The 22330-nt window shown below is 60.6% G+C and carries 28 protein-coding genes and 1 pseudogene; 23 read left to right on the top strand and 6 right to left on the bottom strand.

All coding sequences use genetic code 11. The features are described 5' to 3' along the window. The 3 genes from R2855_09940 to R2855_09930 form a co-directional block, all read left to right on the top strand. Positions 1-201 (top strand): hypothetical protein (locus tag R2855_09940; protein ID MEZ4531340.1); only part of this gene is annotated, 201 nt, incomplete at its 5' end. A gap of 66 nt (positions 202-267) precedes the next feature. Then, positions 268-537 carry a hypothetical protein gene (locus R2855_09935; protein ID MEZ4531339.1) on the top strand — a complete coding sequence of 90 codons (270 nt, stop codon included), beginning with the start codon at positions 268-270 and terminating at the stop codon, positions 535-537. Further along, positions 534-1010, top strand: a complete 477-nt coding sequence (locus R2855_09930) for a GNAT family N-acetyltransferase (GenBank protein MEZ4531338.1) — start codon at positions 534-536, stop codon at positions 1008-1010. The genes R2855_09935 and R2855_09930 overlap by 4 nt, the downstream gene beginning before the upstream one ends. 126 nt (positions 1011-1136) lie before the next feature. On the opposite strand, the gene R2855_09925 is transcribed toward R2855_09930, so the two are convergent. Both R2855_09925 and R2855_09920 read right to left on the bottom strand, forming a co-directional pair. Continuing rightward, positions 1137-1568, bottom strand: a complete 432-nt coding sequence (locus R2855_09925) for a hypothetical protein (GenBank protein ID MEZ4531337.1) — start codon at positions 1566-1568, stop codon at positions 1137-1139. Between the two features lie 28 nt (positions 1569-1596). Continuing rightward, positions 1597-1995, bottom strand: a complete 399-nt coding sequence (locus R2855_09920) for a VOC family protein (GenBank protein MEZ4531336.1) — start codon at positions 1993-1995, stop codon at positions 1597-1599. A gap of 147 nt (positions 1996-2142) precedes the next feature. On the opposite strand from R2855_09920, the gene R2855_09915 reads away from it, so the two are divergent. The 5 genes from R2855_09915 (at position 2143) to R2855_09895 (ending at position 5561) form a co-directional block, all read left to right on the top strand. Next, on the top strand, positions 2143-2949 hold the full coding sequence (locus R2855_09915) for a class I SAM-dependent methyltransferase (GenBank protein ID MEZ4531335.1): 807 nt from the start codon (positions 2143-2145) through the stop codon (positions 2947-2949). Positions 2950-3121: 172 nt separating this feature from the next. After that, positions 3122-3853, top strand: coding sequence for a hypothetical protein (locus R2855_09910; GenBank protein ID MEZ4531334.1), 732 nt, complete (start codon positions 3122-3124; stop codon positions 3851-3853). 152 nt (positions 3854-4005) lie between these two features. Continuing rightward, on the top strand, positions 4006-4326 hold the full coding sequence (locus R2855_09905) for a serine hydrolase (GenBank protein ID MEZ4531333.1): 321 nt from the start codon (positions 4006-4008) through the stop codon (positions 4324-4326). 693 nt (positions 4327-5019) lie between these two features. Continuing rightward, the gene (locus tag R2855_09900; GenBank protein ID MEZ4531332.1) at positions 5020-5313 is read left to right on the top strand and encodes a hypothetical protein; all 294 of its coding nucleotides are present in this window, start codon (positions 5020-5022) and stop codon (positions 5311-5313) included. Beyond that, complete coding sequence (locus R2855_09895) at positions 5289-5561, top strand: hypothetical protein (protein ID MEZ4531331.1); 273 nt, start codon at positions 5289-5291, stop codon at positions 5559-5561. Before R2855_09900 ends, R2855_09895 begins: the two co-directional genes overlap by 25 nt. A 262-nt stretch (positions 5562-5823) precedes the next feature. On the opposite strand, the gene R2855_09890 is transcribed toward R2855_09895, so the two are convergent. After that, positions 5824-5997, bottom strand: a complete 174-nt coding sequence (locus R2855_09890) for a hypothetical protein (protein MEZ4531330.1) — start codon at positions 5995-5997, stop codon at positions 5824-5826. A gap of 75 nt (positions 5998-6072) precedes the next feature. Between R2855_09890 and R2855_09885 the strand changes: the two genes are divergently transcribed. Further along, the gene (locus R2855_09885) at positions 6073-6585 is read left to right on the top strand and encodes a hypothetical protein (GenBank protein ID MEZ4531329.1); all 513 of its coding nucleotides are present in this window, start codon (positions 6073-6075) and stop codon (positions 6583-6585) included. After that, the gene (locus R2855_09880) at positions 6483-7229 is read left to right on the top strand and encodes an ATP-binding cassette domain-containing protein (GenBank protein MEZ4531328.1); all 747 of its coding nucleotides are present in this window, start codon (positions 6483-6485) and stop codon (positions 7227-7229) included. Before R2855_09885 ends, R2855_09880 begins: the two co-directional genes overlap by 103 nt. A gap of 23 nt (positions 7230-7252) precedes the next feature. On the opposite strand, the gene R2855_09875 is transcribed toward R2855_09880, so the two are convergent. Further along, positions 7253-7609 (bottom strand): hypothetical protein, encoded by a 357-nt coding sequence (locus R2855_09875; protein MEZ4531327.1) that lies wholly within the window; start codon positions 7607-7609, stop codon positions 7253-7255. After that, entirely contained in the window at positions 7606-7734 is a 129-nt protein-coding gene (locus tag R2855_09870) for a hypothetical protein (protein ID MEZ4531326.1), read from the bottom strand. The genes R2855_09875 and R2855_09870 overlap by 4 nt, the downstream gene beginning before the upstream one ends. 1063 nt (positions 7735-8797) lie before the next feature. Here R2855_09870 and R2855_09865 point away from each other — a divergent pair. The 13 genes and pseudogenes from R2855_09865 (at position 8798) to R2855_09805 (ending at position 21004) form a co-directional block, all read left to right on the top strand. After that, positions 8798-9043: a hypothetical protein gene (locus tag R2855_09865; GenBank protein ID MEZ4531325.1), complete on the top strand. Its 246-nt coding sequence runs from the start codon at positions 8798-8800 to the stop codon at positions 9041-9043. A gap of 1995 nt (positions 9044-11038) precedes the next feature. Then, positions 11039-12319, top strand: a complete 1281-nt coding sequence (locus tag R2855_09860; protein ID MEZ4531324.1) for a hypothetical protein — start codon at positions 11039-11041, stop codon at positions 12317-12319. A gap of 296 nt (positions 12320-12615) precedes the next feature. After that, positions 12616-12741 carry a hypothetical protein gene (locus R2855_09855; GenBank protein MEZ4531323.1) on the top strand — a complete coding sequence of 42 codons (126 nt, stop codon included), beginning with the start codon at positions 12616-12618 and terminating at the stop codon, positions 12739-12741. Positions 12742-12939: 198 nt separating this feature from the next. Further along, positions 12940-13140, top strand: coding sequence for a hypothetical protein (locus R2855_09850; protein MEZ4531322.1), 201 nt, complete (start codon positions 12940-12942; stop codon positions 13138-13140). A 225-nt stretch (positions 13141-13365) separates the two neighbouring features. Beyond that, positions 13366-13668, top strand: a complete 303-nt coding sequence (locus R2855_09845; GenBank protein MEZ4531321.1) for a hypothetical protein — start codon at positions 13366-13368, stop codon at positions 13666-13668. 165 nt (positions 13669-13833) lie between these two features. Further along, on the top strand, positions 13834-13968 hold the full coding sequence (locus R2855_09840) for a hypothetical protein (protein MEZ4531320.1): 135 nt from the start codon (positions 13834-13836) through the stop codon (positions 13966-13968). A 1559-nt stretch (positions 13969-15527) separates the two neighbouring features. After that, a complete protein-coding gene (locus R2855_09835; protein MEZ4531319.1) occupies positions 15528-15854 on the top strand; it encodes an endo alpha-1,4 polygalactosaminidase in 327 nt (108 codons plus the stop codon). Between the two features lie 452 nt (positions 15855-16306). Further along, a pseudogene (locus R2855_09830) lies at positions 16307-17428 on the top strand (aminotransferase class III-fold pyridoxal phosphate-dependent enzyme). Between the two features lie 567 nt (positions 17429-17995). Next, positions 17996-18421, top strand: coding sequence for a hypothetical protein (locus R2855_09825; protein ID MEZ4531318.1), 426 nt, complete (start codon positions 17996-17998; stop codon positions 18419-18421). A gap of 345 nt (positions 18422-18766) precedes the next feature. Beyond that, complete coding sequence (locus R2855_09820) at positions 18767-19264, top strand: hypothetical protein (GenBank protein ID MEZ4531317.1); 498 nt, start codon at positions 18767-18769, stop codon at positions 19262-19264. A 10-nt stretch (positions 19265-19274) separates the two neighbouring features. Next, positions 19275-19670: a hypothetical protein gene (locus tag R2855_09815; GenBank protein ID MEZ4531316.1), complete on the top strand. Its 396-nt coding sequence runs from the start codon at positions 19275-19277 to the stop codon at positions 19668-19670. A gap of 606 nt (positions 19671-20276) precedes the next feature. Continuing rightward, complete coding sequence (locus tag R2855_09810) at positions 20277-20783, top strand: LLM class flavin-dependent oxidoreductase (protein ID MEZ4531315.1); 507 nt, start codon at positions 20277-20279, stop codon at positions 20781-20783. A 5-nt stretch (positions 20784-20788) separates the two neighbouring features. Then, complete coding sequence (locus tag R2855_09805; protein ID MEZ4531314.1) at positions 20789-21004, top strand: hypothetical protein; 216 nt, start codon at positions 20789-20791, stop codon at positions 21002-21004. A gap of 786 nt (positions 21005-21790) precedes the next feature. On the opposite strand, the gene R2855_09800 is transcribed toward R2855_09805, so the two are convergent. Beyond that, complete coding sequence (locus tag R2855_09800) at positions 21791-22264, bottom strand: hypothetical protein (protein ID MEZ4531313.1); 474 nt, start codon at positions 22262-22264, stop codon at positions 21791-21793. Positions 22265-22330 lie beyond the last annotated feature (66 nt).

Below are 22330 nucleotides of genomic sequence, written 5' to 3'. Positions count from 1 at the left end.
AACGCTCGCCAACAGTGGGCGGTCGAACGCGCGCTCGAGCATCTTCAGCTCGCATCCGATACCCGTTCAGCCGGTTTCCCACTCGACCTGATGGCCTCAGACGTTCGTGCTGCTCTGCATGCGATCGGCGAGGTCACTGGCGAAGCTGTCGACGACGCTGTGCTTGCCGAGATCTTCAGCCGCTTCTGCATTGGGAAATAGCTCCACCAGACTACACTTCACCCGATCGGCGACTGACAGCGCGCCGGCGTCACAGGGAGCGAAACGGTGTCGGATCAGCGCGAGATCATCGAGGTCGAGGACTATCGTGTCATCGATGTGCGCGAGCAGCCGATCGACGATGCCGAGCCGCCCCCGTCGCAGTCCATGCCGCCGCCGCAGTTCACCGGGCGCGTCTACACGTCTTCTGGTGGAGGCGGGTGTTGCCTCGGGCTCTCCGCCACGCTATTGATCGTCGGGATCATCTTCGTTCTCGGGCTGTGCGCCTTTGTCATGCTGATCGCGCGTCTGGTCGGCTGGGCGATTCCAGGGTTATGAGTCAGACGCTCGCCACTATTCGCCGATTTCGGCCGGACGATCAGGTTGCCGCCCGCGCGCTCATCCTTACCGGGTTGGGCGAGCATTGGGGTTTCATCGACGAAACACTCAACCCAGATGTGGACGACATTGCCGCCCACTATCCTCCCGAGTCAGCCGATTTCTTTGTTGCCGAAGACCCTTTGGGCGTCATCGTCGGCACAGCCGGATTGCTGCGGGAAGATGCCGAAACGGGCCGCATCGTCCGCATGAGCGTCGCCAAGTCCGCACGTGGCCAGGGACTCGGCAAACGCCTGGTCGCGCAACTCGAAGCTGCTGCCCGTGCTCGCGGCTATTGCCGACTCGTCTGCGAAACCACCCATGATTGGACCGACGCCATCGCGCTCTATCTCGCCACAGGTTTCACCGAGCTCGGCGTCTGGGACGACGACCGGCATTTCGAAAAACACCTGAGCTCGCTCCCCGAATCCTGAACAACTCATCCCTTGCCGTCGCGAACAGCTGAGCATATTGACTCGGCCTGACACACCCACATTCTCACGGCCTCACGCCAGCAAACGTTCTCCGGACTCCGGACTCCGGCCCCCAGCACCCCTCCCTCACCCCATCGCAGCTGGCTGCGGCCGGTTCAAGACCAGATCGAATGCGGTGCGGGCGATTTCTTCACCTTCGCAGCGCACGATCACGGCAAACCGTCCTTCCCGTTCGAGTGTGGCTGGACCAAGGCGCAGCGCAAGCGGCACCACCTGATCGGTGCCATCTTTCAAAGATGCTGGGCGCCCGACGCGGATTTCCGCTTTTACGGGTTGCTCCAGCAACGCCTGACCGTCTTCGTTCTCCAGTTGAAGTTCCAACGCATGCGGCCGGTTGGTTTCCGTCCAGGGGACCACGACCCGAATGGCCGTCTCGAAGCTGCGCGTGACGGGCGCCTGCGTGGTCGTCAAGCGAGCCCAGCCACCGCCAAGGACATAGAGTTTGCCATTGGCAACCTGCGCCGAATCGACGAGCAACAGACAATCGACGCGCGGCACAGGTCCCCCTCGAATCGTTCGGGCTCGACTACCCGATCGGCGTGCAAATTTCGATCAATACACCATGCGGATCGCGCACCCAGGCAACCGTCTGTCCCCACGGCTTCAGTTCCGCGGGAACCAGGAGATGCGCGCCGGCATCCAGCGCCGAAGCCACGGTGGCGTCGACATCGGGTGTCGTAAAGGCAAGTTCGGTGCCAAATGGCGGATTTGCCAAAGAATGACGCAGGAAGCCATGGGCGAAATGGGACTCTCCAAGCGCTTCCGAGGCGAACGAAAGCGTGGTCGACCCGGTCTGCAGTTCGCCGTAGGAGCCATCCGGCGATACAAAGCCGGGCTCGAATCCAAATGCGCGCGCATAGAAGTCGAGCGCGGCCTGAACCTCGGGAACATAGACGATCGTATAGCCGAATCGGACGTCACTCATGGTGTCTCCAGTCTACCAATCTCGGCGGGACGCGCATTGTGGAGCAACCGTAGAACTGATGTTCGCGTCTGTCAAGCGTTTCCGGTGCGCCGCTCTCTGCTACATTGACCGAATCGAAATCGATTCTCGGCCGGGAGGCCCGTTACGGTGAACCAGAATCCGACTCAGCTTGCCACCGCCGGCGAAGCGTATGAGCCATTGACCGGACGATGGAGCCGCATGGTGGCGCCTCGTTTTCTCGATTGGCTCGATGCTGGGAAGAACGGTCGTTGGCTCGATGTCGGGTGTGGTACCGGCGCGTTGATCCAGGCGGTGCTCGATGTCGAGCAGCCGAAGGAGATTGTGGGAGTCGATCCCTCTTCGACCTATATCGCCTACGCCCGGCGACAGATCGAGGATGCGCGCGTGCGTTATGAAGTTGGGGACGCGCGCGCGCTTCCGGTCGCTTCCAATCAATACGACGCCGTCGTTTCCGGCCTGGTCATCAACGTTTTGTCCGCGGCTGGCCAGTTGAGCGCGGTTCGGGAGATGCTGCGTGCCGCTCGCCGTGGCGGCGCGGTGGGAGCCTATGTCTGGGACTATACGGGTGGGTTCGCGCCCCGCGCGAAGTTCTGGGAAGCAGCTTCCGCCATCGATCCAGATGGAGCAGCTTCCGTCGACGAACGCACGGTCTATCCCATCTGCGATCCCGTTCGACTCTTGCGGCTCTTCCAGTCCGCCGAGCTCAACGCCGTCGAAACGGGCGCCATCGAATTCGACGCAGAGTTTGTCGACTTCGACGACTACTGGACCCCCTTCCTGGCGGGCTACGGACCCGCCAGCAGGTTCCTGCTCGGGCTGCCGCACGATGCCCAGGCTCGGCTGCGGGAACGGCTGCGCGCCGAGCTCGCTCCGGGCGAGAGCGCGGCATTCCGTCTCCCGATCCGGGCGCTCACCGTGCGTGGTGTCAAATAGCCAGCGGCTGCGGCATTCCCAGGAGTCACCTCGCGAGCGAGCTGCAGCTGAATGATCGTTGATTCACTGCGTACGAACGCTGGTTGACGGCGTGTCCCAGGTGACGCATCGTCACGATTTCGAGGGCGCATTTCTCGCGTTCGTCCGGTATAATCGAAGCAGAAATTGTTCGATGATGGACCCCGAATGCCATCCGTCGAGCGCGGCCCCGAAACCGCGCGCGCTGAGGCATCGGGCCGATGGTGGCGCAATGCTCGGTGTCCCGCGCCGGCGAACACGCCTGCAAGCAAACCCATGGTTGGTGACCTCAGTGGCGATCCTGCTGCTGAGCTTGGTGTTGTCTGCCTGCTCGCGTTCTGATGCGCCTGATTCGGGTGATGTCATCGCTGCTGCGCCGGCGTATGAATCGCCCACCATGCCCGCGATCGTCACTCCCATCATCACCCCAATTCCCACTGCCACCAATACTCCGACTCCGCTTCCCACGCCAACGCCAGATGGCTGTCGGCAGAGTCCGCCGAACAGGCGGCCGCGAATGACCTTCTCTCCGGCCAGGGAGGGTGTCTACAGCTTCGTCGTGATGGAAGCCGATGGCTACATCGTGTCGTCGTACAACAGCCGCACCCATTCTGGTGACGGCCAGCACGTACAAAGTCGTGCTCGCAGCAGACATCCTGAAGCGAGGTCGAGCAGGGCGAGCTTTCGCTCGATCCAGGAGGTCTATCTCGATCCGGCGCTCTTCGACAAGAGCCGGGGGAGACATGTACTTCCTCTGGGGGCGTGCCGAAGCTACAAGCCGATCGGCGAGCTGTTGTTTGCGGTCGGAGCCTGGTCCAGCAATGTCAACGCGCTCACCCTGCTGGCCGCTCACCACGCCAGACGCGCTCAACCAGACCGCGCATGAGATCGGTATGACCCAAACCTATCTCTTCGCGAATCCCTACTGAGGATTGCCCTATTGGCCGCCACAGGCCGGGGCCGATTCCTCCCAGGAGGACATCGATCCTGGTCATGTCCTGCATCATCCGGAGTCATACGAGGAAGAGGGATGGGGTCGTGTCGACCCCGTATGACATGGCGGTGTATCAGGTGGGACTGATCAACGGCACGGTGATTTCGCATTGGGTGAGCGAGCAGATCGTGGACATCCTGCTCAACAACACGATTCGCGACCGGCTGCCGGCGTATCTGTGGGACATTCCGGTGGCAGACAAACCAGGCAATCTGACCGGCGCGGTCAACGACACCGGGATCCTCTTCCTCGATTCCGGGCCCCGCGCGGTGGCGGCCTATTCCGCGGGCATCATCGATGAAGGCCATGCGACCGAGATTCTCGCGTTGCTCGGCGCGATCGCCGCAGGCAGCACCGATTTCTAGCGGCTTCCGGCCCATTCGACCGAAAAACTGCAAAGCCTGAACGAAAGCTGGGACGTTGCGCTGGTGCGCCAGTTTCGGCGCGTACAATCAGTGCGTCGAACCGGTGCAGTCAGGCAGACGTGTGGCAACCCAAACGACGAGTTCAGCAATCCGGCATCCTTCGGCGCTGGCGCTTCATGGCTGCAGCGCTGGTTGGCGATTCCGGGTGCGCTCTCCTCGCTTGCGGCGGTGAAAGCGAACCGGTGAGCGAGGAGCCCACCACGACGGCAGCCTGCGAAGTCGCCCAGGTTGTCACGCCTATCTTCACGGTCCATGACCGATACCCCCACGATCCCGCCACGCCCGAGTTCATCGACGGGATCCCGACCTCGCCGGAGCAGGCGGCGACCACCACACTCTTGCAGGGGGAGCAGGGGGTGTACGGGGTCGTGGTGCTCGGTCCAAACGACAGGATCATCAATCCGCGGAATGCGCATGCCCTTCGTGTCGCTTCGACCTACAAAGCTCATTCTCATGGCCGACATCACGCAAGGTCGAAGCGGGCGAGCTCACTGCAGCAGACCTACACCCTGGCGCCGGAGTTGTTCGAGGCTGGAGTTGGGGACATGTGTTTGCCAATGACGAAGCGGGCACCCAGGTCACGCTGGAAGATCTGCCGCCGGAGCTTACTCAAGCAATGTCGCTGGATTGACAATGCTCGAGCTCACTACTCCCGAATCGCTGCGAGAGACTGCTGAGATCATCGGCATGAACGAGACCTGGCTGCAAAGCGATCCGACACCTGTGATTTGGCCCCCGCAAACCGCTTCGGATGCAACCCAGGCCGATGTCGACGCTGCCCGAGCCTATATCGAAGCCGCGGCGCAACTTGGCCCGGTCAATATCGCGTCCATTCGGCATGGCGACGTATATGCAGAAGCTCTCGACCAATACACTGATCTCCCCTTTGTGTACCGAGCACATTGGGCATCCTGGAAGAGCAACTGATTGGAGACCGGATTCCGCTTTGCTGCCGGGAGGGCTATCTACGGCCATCGACAAGCCGAAATCTGGAAGACGTGGTCAACGATGTGGGGTTCATCGTATTGCCATCTGGCGACGTTCGCGCTGTTGCCCTTCTGTCGCTTGGGGTGCCCGACGACGACCGCGCCACCGAAGTCGAGCAACGCCTGGCCCTGATCGCGGCGGGCGTATTCGATCTCCCCGCATTTGACGACGGCAGAGGAGCCCGGTAGCCTGACCGCGCAGCACTCCGCTCCGTCGTGCTACGCTGCGCATATGGCGCTTTCTGTTACAGGCAAACGGTATTAGCTATGCCCACGGCGGTACCAAATCTTCGAGAACGTTTCGTTCGAGATCAGAATCGACGACCGGCTCGCGCTCCACAGGACCGAACGGGGCTGGAAAGTCGACCCTCTTTCGCCTGCTGTCAGGGGAGCTGCCACCGCAATCGGGCGCGGTGACAGCACGGCGCGGGTTGCGCATCGGGTACCTGCATCAGGAGACGGCAATCGACCCCGAAATGACCGTGCTGGAAACGGTCGCATTGGCAGCAGGCGATCCGGACGCGCTCGATTTACATCTCCTCGGCTCGAACTCCGCATGGGTGAACCGCTCGACGATGAGCAGCTCACCGCGGTCATGGACAAGTACCCGCACTTTGGCGCGCATCGAAGAAGTGCGTGACGATCAGGTACCGTTGCCGGGCGCCGACATCCTTTCCTGGTTTGCAGTGCCCGAAGCCGATTGGGGAAAACCGGTTGGGCAGCTATCCGGAGGGGAGAAGAAGATCGTTGCGCGCTGGCCGGCTTGCTGGCGGCACAGCCAGATGTACTCCTGCTCGACGAACCGGACAACCATCTCGACCTGGAAGCCAAAGCGTGGCTGGAGCGGTTGCTCAGCAGGTCCGAAGGCGCTGTCGCGACGATCACCCACGATCGCTACTTCGTCGATCGGATCATGAACCGCATCTTCGAGCTTGCCCACGGCAAGATCACCGTCTATCACGGGAACTACAGCTACTACCGGGACGAGCGGCAATCTCGTCATGAGCGGGCCACCGAGCTGCGCGAGCTCAGGAACGCGAGTTCAAGAAACTCAAAGCCAGCGCCGAGCAGCTCACCCAATGGGCACGCCAGAACCCGAGTTCGCCCCGCGTGCGAAAACATGCGGCGCAAGCTCGAAGAGGAACGCGAAAAGCTGGTGACCCGAATACCCAATCCTCGATCGTCGCCCGGCCAACTTTTCGTTCTCGACTGAGCGCGGCGCGACCGTCGTCTGGATGCCCACGCGCCTCGTTCGCCTACCCGCATCGCGACATCGTCAAGCCGTTCGATCTGGAGATCCGCATTGGCGAGCGCATTGGTTTGGTGGGTCCGAATGGAGCGGGAAAAGCGTCCCTCTTGCGTGTTCTGGCAGGTCAGGTTGCGCCGACGAGTGGTACCGTGCGGCTGGGGCCGGCGGTCGTGCTCGGTTGTATGCCCAGGAACAGGGAGAATCTGCCCGCCAAACTCACCGCGATCAGTACATCCGACGATTGCAGCCGTACAACGAGCAACAGGCAATCAGTTTCCTTGGTTCGTTGCATTCGATCGGGGGAAGTCGGCATGACGCAGATCGGACGGCTTTCCGGCGGTGAGAAAGCACGCCTGCAGATTGCTGGTCTCATCCTGGGCGGCGCGAACTTCCTCGTGCTGGACGAACCGACGAACAATCTCGACCTCCAGGCGATCGAGGCGCTGGAAACCGCGCTCAGCGACTTTCCAGGAACCATCCTGTCGGTCTCGCGACCATACTTTCTCGAACGCATCTGCACACGAACGCTCGAGTTGCGGGATGGCATCACAGACTACCCGAGCAACGCTTCGCCTGGTATGACGAGCACCGGAACGGTGTGGTTTTGACGACCGCAGCCGCGGTTCGATAGCTATTCAGAAGCGACCGCTCGCTGGCGGTACGCCTCCCGCGATCGGCGAATTTGATCCAGGTGGTCGTGCGCGTGGTCGGCGTAATACTCCAGCCAGCCGATCACGGTGAACGGTCCAGGGAACTCCGAGTGGGTCCCGAATCGCTCCCAGTCGCTCTCCTGAAACTCGGCAAGAGTCGGCAGTCGACATGCGGGCGCCCGCGAGCGCCAGAAGCAGACGATCCGGCGCCCGTAGTAAAGCCTGCGGGCGAATTCCTCCTGATCGTACCCAACGATCAGCGGCTCCTTTTCGGCAATCAGCCGGCGGATGCGGATAGCCGACGTCATCTCGCTGTCGCAGGTGATGCACGACTTCACGCGGGGTCCATTCCCCGTCGGCGATGCGGAAATCCGAGCTCGTCCTCGGTGATTCCGGCAAGCGCGCGGTCGACCTCGGCAGGGCCCTCCCGGTAGCGGTCGATCAATTGATTACGTAGCACCAATCCATGTGCTCCTGTCTTGCGTGTGTTCCCGCTTCGAATTTTCATAGTTGAGTAGTTTCCATGCGAACCCCATGATGGAGACAAAGGATGTCGTTCGCATCACTTGTCCAGTGCTTCGTGGCTCGACGTGGGAGAGCATACGTGACGTGTCGCCTGACGGCACGGTTGCGTGAGCCGTGTCAGCACGTACGGGGTACGTGGAAAGGAGGGATGTCAATCTCGTACGGCCGAAAACGGAGCGTATTCGATACCCGTGTAGGCCGATTCAGTGGACCTTGGAGGTGTCCGCTCGTAGTGGCATCGGGGACGGTCGATCCGGTGTGTGGTCTTCCCAGTCTTCCCGAATTCGGGCCAGCGGACGTGAACAACCGTACCGAACGGGCGTTGCGGAAACATGTGCAAACGTGTGGAAATCCAGCGTAGGTGGTTGATTTCTCACGAAAGAGGAATAAAGATGATTGGAGCTACCTAACAAACTGGACGTTCTCCCCAGACCCAATTGCGTGCTTATTTCGGAGGATGGACATCATGTCATCGGCACATCGACTTCTTGCGCGGTCTGTCGTGCTCATACTTTTCTTTGGCATGCTCCCCGCGCTTCAATCGACGCAGGTGGTTGCGCAGGACACCGGTTCCTATACCGCTGTCAAGTATGACTGCCCTCGGAGTTACGACCCGGGCAGCGGAGATGCCAACGCGGCATTCAGCAACTGTACGACTCCGAGGTGGAGTCTCCTTTCCTACAGTCTGGTGACGGCTCGTACGGGGGAGGAACGCAGCAGACCAATGGCAGTGGTTCCGTTTCCTGGAACGGCATCCCCCTGGGTGTTGGCTATGCTGTCTCGGAAACGGTTCCCCAGGGCTATGGAACCCCCCTGGGTTTATTGCGAAGTCTCCGGTGATCCCAACAACCCCGGTGACGTGCAACGCAGCTACTTTGCCGCCAACGGCGGCAACATAGATGTTGGCTATACCGCCCCTCAGCTAACCTCCTACACCCAAACCACATGCTACTGGTTCAATTCTCCTCCGGCCCAAGACGGCCAAACCCAGCAGTATCAGGGTGGCGGCACGGCCAATCATCAAGATCCAGAAGTTCCTCTGCGATGACACGAGCTACGACTACGATTCGTTCACGGTCTTCAGAAGCTATTTCGACAACTGCCCAGATTTCCACAACGGTGTGAAGTTCTCCGTCAACGGAGGAACGCAGACTGCCACTGGCAATGGCAATGGGACGGTCAAGATTCGGATCATTGGCCGCTGGACCAGGTCGATATCCTTACATGAGGTGAGCGGTTATCAATGAGCGGTGTACTGCGTCGAAGGTTCCCCAATGGCAGTACCGAGGCAAACATCGACGAATCGAACAAGCAGCAGCTCGCCGACGAAGGCAACGGCACGCATCATCGCCTTTCGCCACCATGGTGGATGGCTGGCACACCTGCTAAATGCTACTGGTTCGACTACGTCGAAGCACACCCAACGTCCACATCTACAAGTACTACCCGATCAAGTTTCGACTGGCAGAGCGGCGGGTACGACTATCTCCTTTCCGGCTGCACCACTCCGCAGTCCGAGAGTCTGCGCGAGGTTCACAGCAATGACCATTTCCCAGGGCAGTCACCGATAGCAGTGGGCATGCGTGGTGGTCCGATGTGCCATCAGGCAACCTGGGGATGGTCGAACAACCCCAAGCGAGTCATCAGGTTGGCGCAGCATCTTCTGCGGCGTCGCGGCGCAAACGACGCCACCCTGCCTGGCTCATGGCAGGGTACAGCTATTCCGATGGCTGGTACGTCGACCTGCCGGACAGGCAGTATCTGCATGCTACATCTTCGACGTTCCGTCTGACTACAGAGACAGATGCCGCACCTCTACAAGTTCTACCCGTCCAAGTTACGACTGGCAGAGCGGCGGGTACGACTACCTGCTCTCCGGGTGCACGACTCCGCATGAGGGCGTCTATTTCAGAGTCACAATGCAGACTACTCCGAAGGGCAGACCACGGATAGCGGAGGGACGGCCGCCTGGTCCAACGTGCCAGGAGGCACGCTCGACATCGTCGAGCAAACGCCTTCGGGCTACACCGTGGGACGAGTCTTCTGCGGTTATTCGTCCGATGGAAGCACGCTGCCCAGCTCGTGGGACGAATACAGCTACAACCAGGGGATCCAGGTCGATCTGCAGAGCGGCCAGTATCTCTCTGCGTCTACTTCAACATCCCCTCAGTACGGCACCGTCTACACCTGTGCAAGTACTACTGCGATCCGAGTTCGACTGTAGAGCGGTGGGTACGACTATCTCGCTCTCACTCCGGGTGCGCGAATCCGCAACCTGGCGTCCCGTTCCAGGTAGCATCGGGTAGCTATTCTGGGACCAATCAACCGATAGCTCCGGAGCCGCCTGGACCGGGGTTCCATCCGGAGATCTCGGGTTCTTCGAAGAGCCGCCAGACGGGTACACGGTCCGGCCCGCTTCTTCTGCGGCTACTCCGACACGCAGGGAACGCCACCATCCTCGTGGGACGAGTACAGCTACTCGGGCGGCTGGAGCGTTCCGTACGATTCCGGCCAATACCTGTACTGCTACGTCTTCGGCGTTGCCGTACTACAGGGCACCGTTTATCTCTACAAGTACTATTGCGAACCCGGTTTCGACTGGCAGAGCAATGGCTACGACTACCTGCTCTCGGAATGCGCGACCCCGCAGCAGGATGTCGCTATCGAGCTCTACAGCGGAAGCTATGTCGACTGGCGCCCTACAGACACGTCCGGGGCCATCACCTGGACCGATGTTCCGTGGGAGCGTCTGTCGTTCTGGGAAGACGTTCCGGATGGCTATCAGGTCGGCCGTATCTTCTGCGGCTACTCCGACACAGTTGGTGTGCCGCCGACATCGTGGGACGAGTACGGCTACTCGGATGGCTGGAACGTGCCGACCCCGCCGGGCAAGTACCTGTACTGCTACGTCTTCGACGTGCCGTACAACTACGGAACCGTCTACTTCTACAAGTACTACTGCGATCCAGACTTCGACGCTGGCAGAGCAACGGGTACGACTATCTGCTCTCGAGCTGCACGACCCCGCATGAGGGCGTCTACTTCGAGACGTACAGCGGCAGCTACACCCAGGGACAGACGACCGATAGCAGCGGCATGAGCCACCTGGACCGATGTTCCGTGGGGCGATCTGTCGTTCTGGAAAGACGTTCCGGATGGCTATCAGGTCGGCCGTATCTTCTGCGGCTATTCCGACACGGACGGGACACTACCCACGTCATGGGACGAGTACAGCTACTCGGATGGCTGGAACGTGCCGACCCCGCCGGGCAGAGGTACCTGTACTGCGCTACATCTTCGACGTGCCGTACGACTATGGCACGGTGTACATCTACAAGTACTACTGCGAGCCTGGCTACGAATGGTCGAGCAGCAGCTACGACGATTTGTACGCCGAATGCACCTCATGGCAGCCGGATGTCTACTTCGAGATCCACAACGGCGGCTATTCGCAGGGACAAACCACTGACAGCTCAGGAGCCGCCACCTGGGAGGATGTTCCTGGCGGAAGTCTCGAAATCGTCGAGACGGCGCCTGATGGCTACAAGGTTGGCAAGGTTTTCTGCGGCGTCACCGCCCAGAACAGTGGCACGCTGCCATCGAGCTGGACCGAATGCCCTATTCGGACAGCTGGCATGTCGACATGCCCGAAGGCGAGTACGTCCACTGCTTTGTCTTCGACGTGCCGTACGACTACGGGAAGATCTACTTCTACAAGTACTATTGCGCTCCCAATTCGATTGGGAAAGCAATGGGTACGACACTATCTGCTCTCGAACTGCACCACCCCGCACGAGAACGTCTATTTCGAGACGTACAGCGGCAGCTACACCAGGGGCAGACAACCGATAGCAGCGGCATGGCAACCTGGACCGATGTCCCGTGGGGTCACTCTCGTTCTACGAGGAGGTACCAGACGGGTATCCAGGTCGGCCGCATCTTCTGCGGCTACTCCGACACCGACGGGGACACTACCCACGTCATGGGACGAGTACAGCTACTCCGGATGGCTGGGACGTGCCCACGCCACCAGGGAAGTACCTCTACTGCTACGCATCTTCGACGTGCCGTATGAGTACGGAACGGTCTATTTCTACAAGTACTACTGCGCTCCCGAGTTCGATTGGGAGAATGGCGGGTACGACTATCTGCTCTCCGGCTGCACGACTCCGCACGAGAACGTCTACTTCGAGACGTACAGCGGCAGCTACGCAGGGCAGACGACCGACACTTCCGGCGCGGCAACGTGGACCAGTGTTCCGTGGGGCGACCTGTCGTTCTGGGAGGATGTCCCGGATGTGGCTATCAGTCCGGCCGCATCTTCTGCGGCTATTCCGACACGGATGGTGTGCCGCCGACGTCATGGGATGAGAATGCAGCTACGCCGACGGTTGGGATGTGCCAAGCCGCCAGGCAAGTACCTGTACTGCTACATCTTCGATGTGCCGACCGCGACTATGGCACGATCTACATCTACAAGTACTACTGCGAAGCCGGACTTCGACTGGCAGGGTGGCGGGTAGCGACTACCTGTATGCCGAGTGCACCTCGCCGCACGAGAACATCACACCGAAGTCACAACAGCGACATATTGCAGGATGTAAGACCACCGACTGACTCAGGCGTGACTGGCGGATGGTGCCGCTGAGCGATCTGCGATAAGTGGGATATTTCTGACGGCTATCTTTGATCCAGTCAGGGCCTGCGGCACTCGAATCAGGCGCATGTTCTCCCACCTCATGGGGATGAGTACGACTACTTCAACGGGTACAACGTCTCGATCGAGGAGGGCGAGTACCTCTACTGCTACATCTTCGATGTGCCGTACGACTACGGGACGGTGTACATCTACAAGTACTACTGCGAACCAGGTTTCGACTGGTATGACGGTAGCTACGACTACCCGTACTCCGAATGCACGTCGTGGCAGCCGGACGTCTACTGAGATCCAATCGGGCGGCTATTCCAGCGGGAAGACGACCGGACAGCTCTGGAGCCGCGTCCTGGGAGGATGTCCCGGCAGGATCGCTCACGATGAGCAGCCGCCTGACGGATATCAGGTCGGCAAGATCTTCTGCGGCGTGGTTCAGAACGCGGAACGCTCCCGAGCTCTGGGACGAGTACGACTACACCGATGGCTGGCATGTCGATCTGCCGGAAGGCCAGCATCTCCATTGCTTCGTCTTCGATGTGCCGACCGGAGTATGGTTGGGTAACGATCTGGAAGTACACTGCCCGCAGGACTTTCGACTACGGATCGTCCGATCTGTCGTACTACGAGTCGAGCTGCACTGAGCGCCCGGAGGGCGTGGAATTCGACCTCTACAACCAGCCGTATGGTTGAGGAATCGCAGTCGACCGATGCAAGCGGAGAAGCGAGCTGGAGCGACGTGCCTTCCGGAGGTGGATCTCTACTTCTGGGAGGTTCCCAACGGGTATTACCCCGATTGCCGTCTACTGTGGTTTCTCGTCCGATGGCTCCGAACCCAGCACCTGGGACGAGTACTTCCTGGATAGCGACGGCGAAGAGCGGACCTGGCTCGAACCTGAACCAGTATCTCTACTGCAAGTGGTTCAACAAGCCGCACGACTACCCGCAGGTCTGATCTACAAGTACAACTGCGATCAGACCGCGCACTGGAACTGGTCTTACCACCAGCTTCTGGCGCAATGCACCACGCCGGGTCCAGGCGTCGAATACGGCTGGGGTCCGCAAGGCGAATCGCCGTCGTCGTCCACCATGGACGATCAGGGCAAGGGTTTCTATGAGGATCTCCAACCGGCGTCTGGTATTGGACGGAAACCTACCCGAGTTGTACAGGGTTCCGGCGCAGTGGTCTACTGCCAATGGGTTGGCCCCTATCTTTGGTGATCACCAGAAGGCTTGACCGACGGCTCCACCCTCTGGCTGGAGGTCGACTGGGGCCAGGTCATTACCTGCTACTGGTTCGACTTCTGACTGGTTAGTGAACCGCTGAGCTCGGGTGGATCGAGCGATCCGGCGGCTCGGGTTCGTCTGGCGGTTCAGGTACGTCCGGTGGAACGTCTGGCGGCGGGACTGCTGGCAGGCGTGAAACGTCTGGTGGCGGAACTGCGGGCGTGGAACGGTCTGAAGGCGGTGGAGCCGGTGGTGGAGCTGCTGGTGGCGGGACCGGTGGTCCTCCGCCGCTGAGAGATCCATTGCTCCGCAACTGGTATCCGGGCCGGCGAACAAGCTGATGGCGGAACGACTTCGCAGCAGGGAAGCCCGAACGCTCCAGTCATGGCTGGATCATCACACACCTGCCCTGAAGATTCTGACTTCAGCTACAGGGATGCCGATATGAGCAGGATTGCAACGATTTGACCGGTGAGATCGATGTTTCTGACCGACCTCTCCACCGCGGATGCGGATCCGTCGATCAGACCACCCGGCGACGATGGCAAGGCGACCTGACCAACCTGAAGGCAGGACCGTACCTGATCGTCGAATCGTCGGATGACACGTACTTGGCGCCCATTCCGGACGCAAGAGCGACAAGCGGCAGTTCCAGCTTCAGTACCCGTTCACACCGTTCTCCTCTATGCAGGACCGAACGGCGAGATCGGCATCACGTTGATTGCGGGCGAGAAGCTGAATGCGCCTTGGTATGACGTTCGGCGCCGGTCGAGGTAACGGCTCTGGAAGCTGAATGCCCGTCCTCACCGGTCATCGTCGCGCAGTACTTGGCCGGAGCTGGTGTGAATTTCAATCTGACGCCGGCCAGGTGCTGGCGCGATCATCCAAATGACGACTGATGCCAACGGTTCAGCAACTGGCTCGGGAGTGGGGCCTACACCTGGCCGAGCAAGGGGGAACCCCTGCCTGATCGATTCAGAATCGCTCGACCAGCAAGGGCACGTCGTACTCGAGCCGGGAGATCCGACGGAAATCAGGGTCTACAACTGTGTGGAGGTGGCGGAAGCTGATTCATGTGGAAACGCCACGCCCGGCAACGGAGCGGCGTTTTCCATGCAATTCACGTTTTGACCGCCGTGGCCGAGCGTTGGCTGAGAATCGGCGCATCCCTCTTATAAGAGTTCCAGTTCGACCCGCACCATCCTGTCGGTGATGTGAATGTCCACCTGTTTCAGGGGCACATCTCCCTGGCTGACGAACTTGTGCGGCGTATTCGCTGGCACGACGGCCATTGATGTCGCCAGCCCGCACCACCTGCTGCTCGTCCCCATGCGTCATCAATGCCTCACCTTCGAAGCGTGATAAAGACTGGGATGGGTGTGCAAACCTGGTCCGGTGCCTGGTTGCAGGTAGTGGATGATGAAGAACGATGCATCCAACCTCCGTGCTGATATCCCTCGAAGCGGAAACGAGCGTGGATCTCCCTCGAGCAAGATGTCGAAAATCGATCGTGTCAGGTATTGGCATGCTCCAGTCGAATGGTGGCGAATCGTCACGACAGTGAAACGCGTTCGGCGCGGAGATGATAGACAGTTTCGATGCTGCTCGGCGAGCCGCAAGGGAAGGATGAACGATGCTGCCTCGGTGGATGAACGGAATGGCCATCGTTGCCATTGTTCGCGGGCTGGCACCGGCGAGGACAGAGGCGCGGATGCTGTTTGGGAACCGAGTGCCGGGGCGATACGGCAGATCCAGCTCAGCGAACCGTTGCAGGGCGATCCGCTCGCGGTGCAGGTCTACGATCTGGACGGTTTCGAGACGAGCGCGGGCGGCCTTGCACGCGAGGAATTCGCGTGTTGTGCTACATGAGCATGGGGACGTGGGAAGATTGGCGCCCTGACGCCGGCGCCTATCCCGCGGGAAGTGCTCGGCAATGCCTGGGACGAATGGCCGCGAACGTTTCGTGGAGTTCGCCGCATCGATCTGGCTGGCTCCGATTCTCTCATTGCGGCTCGATCTCTGCGCGGAGAAAGGATTCGATGCGGTCGAGCCGACAACATCGATACCATGGCAACGACGCCGAGGTCACCGGGTTTCCCTTGACCGAGCAGGACCAGCTTGCATTCAATCGCTGGTTGGCCGATGCGGCCCATGCGCGTGGTCTTGGCAAGATCGGCTGAAGAAGTCCTGAATCACTGACCGGTTGGTCGGAAGCTATGACTTTGCCGTGACCGAGGATTGTCTGGCCGACGACGGCGCGATGAGGTCATTCCCCTACTGGAGGCAGGCAAGCCGGTTCTTGCCATCGAGTACACCGATCGCCTGGCGGCCGACGAATTCTGGCGGCCTGCATGCGATCACGCAACCCTACTCTGTTCATCCTCAGCATCGCGAACCTCGATGCCTGGCGCCTCGACTGCGGGTAGCGGTACGACGTCAGGTTGTTCGCTATCTGTTTCGGGTCGTGCAGACAACGGCGGTTCCGGTGATCGTGGCACAATCCAATCAGCAACTTGGCAATAAATGGCAAAGGAGCAGAGCTGGGCAATGACTGCAACACAAACCTGGAACACCACCGAGCTGGTTGCGATTGGGGCGCGTACCTGCTGCACCCGTTTCCAACCTCAAGGACATGCGAGAGCATGGGCCGCTGATTCTCGCCCAGGGTGAGGGTGTCTATCTCTGGGACACGGATGGCAAGCAATACATCGACGCCTTCGCCGGCCTGTGGAATGTCAACGTCGGGCACGGGCGCAAGGTGCTGGCCGATGTTGCCGCGGAACAGATCATGACGGCCGATTTCGTGCCCAATTTCTTTGGTTCGGCTTCGCCGCCGTCGATCGAGCTGGCCGCGAAGCTGGCCGAGATCTTCCTGGCATCTGAATCACTTCCAGTTCACCTCTGGCGGCGCGGAATCGAACGAACGTTTCCGCTCAAGATCGCCCGCTACTACTGGTGGTCACGGGGCGCTTCGAGAAGACCAAGATCATCGCTCGCCGGTACTATCACGGATCGCCATGGGCGCGCGCTTGCGGCCACCGGTATCCCGACGTATCACGAAGGCTTTGGGCCCGATGGTGCCCGGTTACGTGCATGTCAGCCCGCCCTACGCGTATCGGCTGGCGAAGGACTCTCGGAGGAGTTCGTCGCCAAGCTGGTCAAGGAGCTGAAGACATGATCGCCGCCGAAGGGGCGGACACGATCGCGGCCATGATTGCCGAGCCTGTGCAAGGCGCCGGCGGTGACGGTTCCGCCAGACGGCTATTGGCCGGCGGTTCGAAAGACCCTCGACAAGCACGGCATTCTGCTCATCGCCGATGAGGTCATCAACGGGTTCGGCCGGACGGCGATGTTTGGCCAGGAGACGTTCGGGCTCGTAGGCTATTGCCTCGTTCGCCAAGGGCATCACCTCGGGCTACATCCTGAGGGTCGGCGGTTTCGACGAGATCTTCGACACCATGTCCAGCGGATCGCATGTTCATGCATGGATTCACGTACTTCCGGACACCCGCTGCGTGCAGTCGCGCTGCGCAACATCCAGATCCTCGAAGAGGCGAAGATCTCGCCACTAGCCGCCAAGGTCGGTAGCGACGCGTTGCGCGCCGAACTGCATCGGTTGCTCGACGACCACGCGCATGTTGGCGATATTCGTGGTATTGGCCAGATGACGCTGGTCGAAATGGTCGTCGAGAACAAGGAGACCAAAGCCAAGTACGACCTGGCGCTGAAGATGGGCGACAAGCTGACGCTTTGAAACGCGCAAGAACGGGATCGTGCGTTGCACCAATGACGGTCGCCGCGCCGCCGCTGACCCTGTCGACGAGGCAGGCGAAGACCGTCGCAGAGGCGGTTGCTGCGTCGATCGAGACGATCCTGGTCTAGCGGGAACGTCACCCGAAGTCGGAGGAAGGACGCTGGTGTACGCCGCCAGCGTCCATTTTTCTCAGGTTTCGTTGTCACTCTGGCAAATCTGATCGGGTCGCTTTGAGTCGTCGATGGCTGCGACGCTAACGCAACGATTTCGATGCGAATGTTCGCAATAATTGGGTCGATCGGCAGGTTTTGCGCCGGAGTTTCGCGAACCGTCTGGATTGACTGAAAGTCCGCCTCGCTTTGGACGGCGAAAGGGATTCTCAGGCGTACGGTTGCGTACGCCGCCAACGAACGGTAGTCTGTTGCCAGACATACCAGCCCGCTCGCGCGACTCGCACCGCGCGGTATGCTGTTCCGCTCATTGCAGTGACGGAAACGGCTAAATCGAAGAGGGGAAGCCCGATGCTCCGCTCCCTGCTCTGGGCCAGTCGTTGGCTCACGACCACTGGTGCTCTGCCTGGTTTCCAGCGCCATCAACAAACTGCACGCGAGAGCGGCCACTGACCTGGAGTTGGGCGCAGATGCCGAAGTGGCCGAAGTGCGGCACGTCAACCTGCGGGATTCTCCGTCCTTTACCCCAATGTGCCGACCAGCGCCAGAGGGCTGGCTCGTGAACGTGCTCGACGGGCCGTTCACCGACGACCTGGATGGCACCGTCTGGTATCAGGTCGTGGCGCGGGGGCAGACCGGATACATGCTGTCCGACTATCTGCGCACCCTGATGTTGTCGCCCCGCTGCGGCGGCGACTACGACCGCCGCCAATGTCAATCTGCGTTCTGGGCTGGGGCACGAGCTATGGCGTATTGCTTGTCATTCCCAATGGCGCCACTGTCAATACCACCGGTTCGGTTCAGAATGCTTTGGCGCAGCTGACCTACAACGGCGTCACCGGCTGTAATGGCGAGCCAATACATCTCCACTGGCAGCGGCAGCACAACCGCCACAGTGATCGACGGCGCTCAACCTCCGCTCCGGCCCTGGAACGAACTATTCGTCGACCGTCACATGGGCGGGGCTACGGCACCATTACCGGTTCGCTGACCAACGGCTCCTATCCGGTTCGCTATGGCACGTATACCGGCTACGCGTACGCGGCTTCCATAGATCGGCTCCAATCCGACCCCGGTTCCGACGACACCCCTCGGGTCAGACGGCAACGGTGATCGACGGAGCCCTCAATCTCCGATCAGGTCCAGGGACTGGTTACCGGTCATCCTGGTGATGCCCGGCGGATCGACGGTCACGATCACCGGCGCGCTGCAGAACGGCTTCTACCCGGTTCGCTACGGGTCGACCGCAATGGCTGTGCCTGCGACGAGTTTTCCGCAACCGGTGGCACGCCGCCGTCGCCATCGCCCGGCGATCGACACGCCACCGGGATCGATGGGTCGCTCGACCTGCGCTCAGGCCCACGGCACGAACTACTCCATCCTGACGGTCGCGCCGGACGGCGCCACGGTGAGCATCACCGGCAGCCTGGTGAACGGTTTCTACCCGGTTCGCTACAACGGCATCAATGGTTACGCCTCGGCGACCACCTGGGCGCCTGCCCGCAACCGACCGACCCCGGTCCTGAACACACCGACCCAACAGCCGACCGAGCCTGCTCGACGACTCACAATGTCAACTTGCGTTCCGTCCTGGTATGAACTACAAAGCGTCATCCAGTCAAAGGAGGGTTTCGCTTGTCACCGTCACCGGCAGTGCAATCAATAACTACTATCCGGTGACCTATTCCGGCGTGGCTGGGTACATCTCGGCAGACTACCTGACCTTCGATGAGCCCACGACGCCGGGTACCCCCGGTGGACTGCTGATCTGGCCGGTTTCCGGCGTAGCTGATCGATCATCCAGGGATACAACGGGGCACGCACAACGGTCAGACCTACATGTACTCTTCGACCCGCAGCGCACCCTGATGGAGAGGCAGGCAACGATCGGTCAGCCGGCCTGGCGCCCCGGCCTCCGGCACCGTGCTCTGGACCAGCGGTTAGGTCTCCTGATCGGTATGGGGAATGGCTACGGCATCGCCCTCTTCCATATCACCCTGAGTACGATCACGTCGGGGACGGTCGTCACGTGCAGGGGGCAGCAGGTCGGCACCGACTGGTCCGGGCGGTAACCGGCCACCAGGTCACGCCGCATGTCGATATGACCCTCTGGGAACTTCCGAACGGCGGTGGCACCGCGCATCTCCACCCCATACACCGGTCAGTTCGCAACTTCCGGGCGAGAGTTCCCACCGGGCGCGCTCGAATTAACACCTGCACGGCTTAACCGTAACGAGCCGATGTCAGTCGTCAGTTTCCAGTCGTGAGAACGAGGCGGTCCAGCTGCCGCTCCTCGCGGTTTCCTTCGTTTCCGGCCCAATGTCCCGTTTCTGACGACCATCGACTGACGTCTGAATGCTGAACCCCCGGCTGGACATCGAACGACGTCTCGGTCATTCTGCCGAGAGTGATGTAGCGAGGATCGAGAAGGAAAGAGGTTGCAATGGCTCGACATCCATGGCTGCCAAAGCTGCAAAGACGACGGGGTCCATGGTATGCAAGTGGTGGTGCCTGCACGGAGGGATGCGTTGCTGCATGATGGACGTTGCCCGGCAAAATGGAAGCGTTGTCTGATTTCCGTTTTTCATCATGATCACCCCGCGCTGCATGCCGGATCCGTACATTGCGCCTTGCGGCGCGGCCGCGGTAACTGAACGGCTCTATCCGGGCAGCTCGTGATGGCCGCCACCCATCGCCATCCCGCGTTCGTTGCCCGCATGCAGGCCGACCTGGATTGGGCCATGGGCGCTTTGATCCTCGGCGTGGGGTCTGGCTGGTTCCAGGCCGAGTACGCCATGATGAACCTCGACTTTCCCGGAATCGGTCGTCGCCAGAAAGACCTGGATGAGCTGATCGAGGTCGTCGATGGGCTGTGGCTGGGCGCTCCGTACACGCATCATGGCGAGACGTTCGATATCGACGGCATGCAGATCACCCGCGCGACGGCCGCCTGTGCTGGTTGGCGGCAGCGGAAAGAAAGGCACGTTGCGTCAGGTTGCTACCTGGGGCGATGCCTGCAATGTCAACGAGGCGGCGAAGGACGCCGGCGCAACGATGCCGAGCGGTTCGCCCAGGCAGGAAACGCCGCAGCGCTCGACGGGCATCTCGACGATCTGGGACGCCCGCGCAACGAGGTGCTGAAATCGCACTTCACGTCCATGCTGTGCTTGCGCCCACACAGGTGAAGCCGATGCGCGCCGATGCCATCGATACGTCGAAATCGACCTCTGCCGGCGCACGCAGCAATGGGCGCTCATTTCTGGCGTCGGCTTCGGTCGACCGCGCCGTTGCCTACTATCAGGGGCTGCGGAACGCCGGCGCGCAGTACTTCGTCGTCCAGGTCGAGCAAGACGACACCGAAACCATGTTCCTCCTCGCCAACGCGGTCATGCCAAACGTAAGTTAGGAACCACCCAACAGTCAGCAAGAACGAATCGACCACTGTTGCTCGGCTGGCTCGGAACCGTACAATTTGCCAGTTGCCAGTTGCCAGTTGCCAGTTGCCAGTTGCCAGCCGCTGGTTGCCAGTTACCCGTTGCAAAAATCGAGCGGCCGCAATTGCAACCGCTCGTCATGCATTCGATACCCTGGCCATGTCGACTACTCGTACGACACGTCTGGCCAGCTTTCTTCGACCGATCTTGCCCGGTCCAGCAGGGGCGTGATCCCCAAAAGAATTGCAATCAGCATCAACACCAGTATCAGTTCCATTATCTCCGTCCTCTCACGCTACCGGCGGTTTAGCCGCGGGCCTCGGTCATGCGTCGCTGTGCGAACCCTGCGCGAACCGCATCGGACAGGAAACGCCGTTGCCTTGATGCCACCGAACCAGCCCAGTTCGCTGATCTGGCCGGTTGCTCCCGAGCCATCATGCGGTGATGATGGCATCATCTTGCGCTCCCCGCTCGAGACCGATCTCCCGCGCCACCATCGACGCCCGCAACATCGTGACCACCATTTTCTGTTTCTTCCTATCTCCTTTGCGCCGGTTTCAAATACCGGCGCTCACCTTAGGTTTGGAGTTGGGACCCGGCGTCTCGCGTCACCTAGTGGATTCAGCTCCGGCCTGCCTTATCTGCCGCCCTGTTTCCGTGCGAGCCCCGTGTCCTGCTCACACCACCATCATCCGCCATTTCCAGCGTGATGACATCGGCAGAATTGCGGATTCCTTGCGTAGATCCGTATGTACGACCTACGTAGATTGGCGTGAGAGCCCACGCAGAATGGTGTAGGTACTGCTTCTGGCGCTATCGCTCCCGATACCAGAACGACCCCGCAGAATCGGGACGAACCCCAATCGTTCGTAGACGGAGCGGCCTTCGTCGCTGGAGAACAGCACCGCGGGCCATCCCAGCTCTGGCCGCGCCGCTGGGTGACGGTCAGCCCGAGCCTCCTTGCGCCGTGCCTGGGGCAGCGCGTCGCTGATCACATCGACCAACCCCTCATTGGCCATACGCTCCCGGCCTCCCGGCCACTGCCTGCCGTCGAGGTAGCCAAGCCAGGCCCGGAAAACGGGAGTCATCGATGATCTCTGGGGAAAGAGCGAACGGTCCGGCATCCTGCGCATGTCGTCCATGTCGAAACCTTCGATCATGACGCGCTCGAACTGGATCAATTGCTCGATCGACGAAACCTGGTTCCATCGAAGATGCCCGGTGTCGATCAATAAAGGGGCTCCGCAGCTGTGGGCGGGGATGGCTAGGAAAGCGTCCAACCGGACTCAGGTCAGCCG

It is taken from the genome of Thermomicrobiales bacterium (genome assembly GCA_041390825.1).
In the GTDB taxonomy this organism is placed as follows: Bacteria; Chloroflexota; Chloroflexia; order Thermomicrobiales; family UBA6265; genus JAMLHN01.
This window is presented reverse-complemented; position numbering and strand designations above follow the sequence as displayed.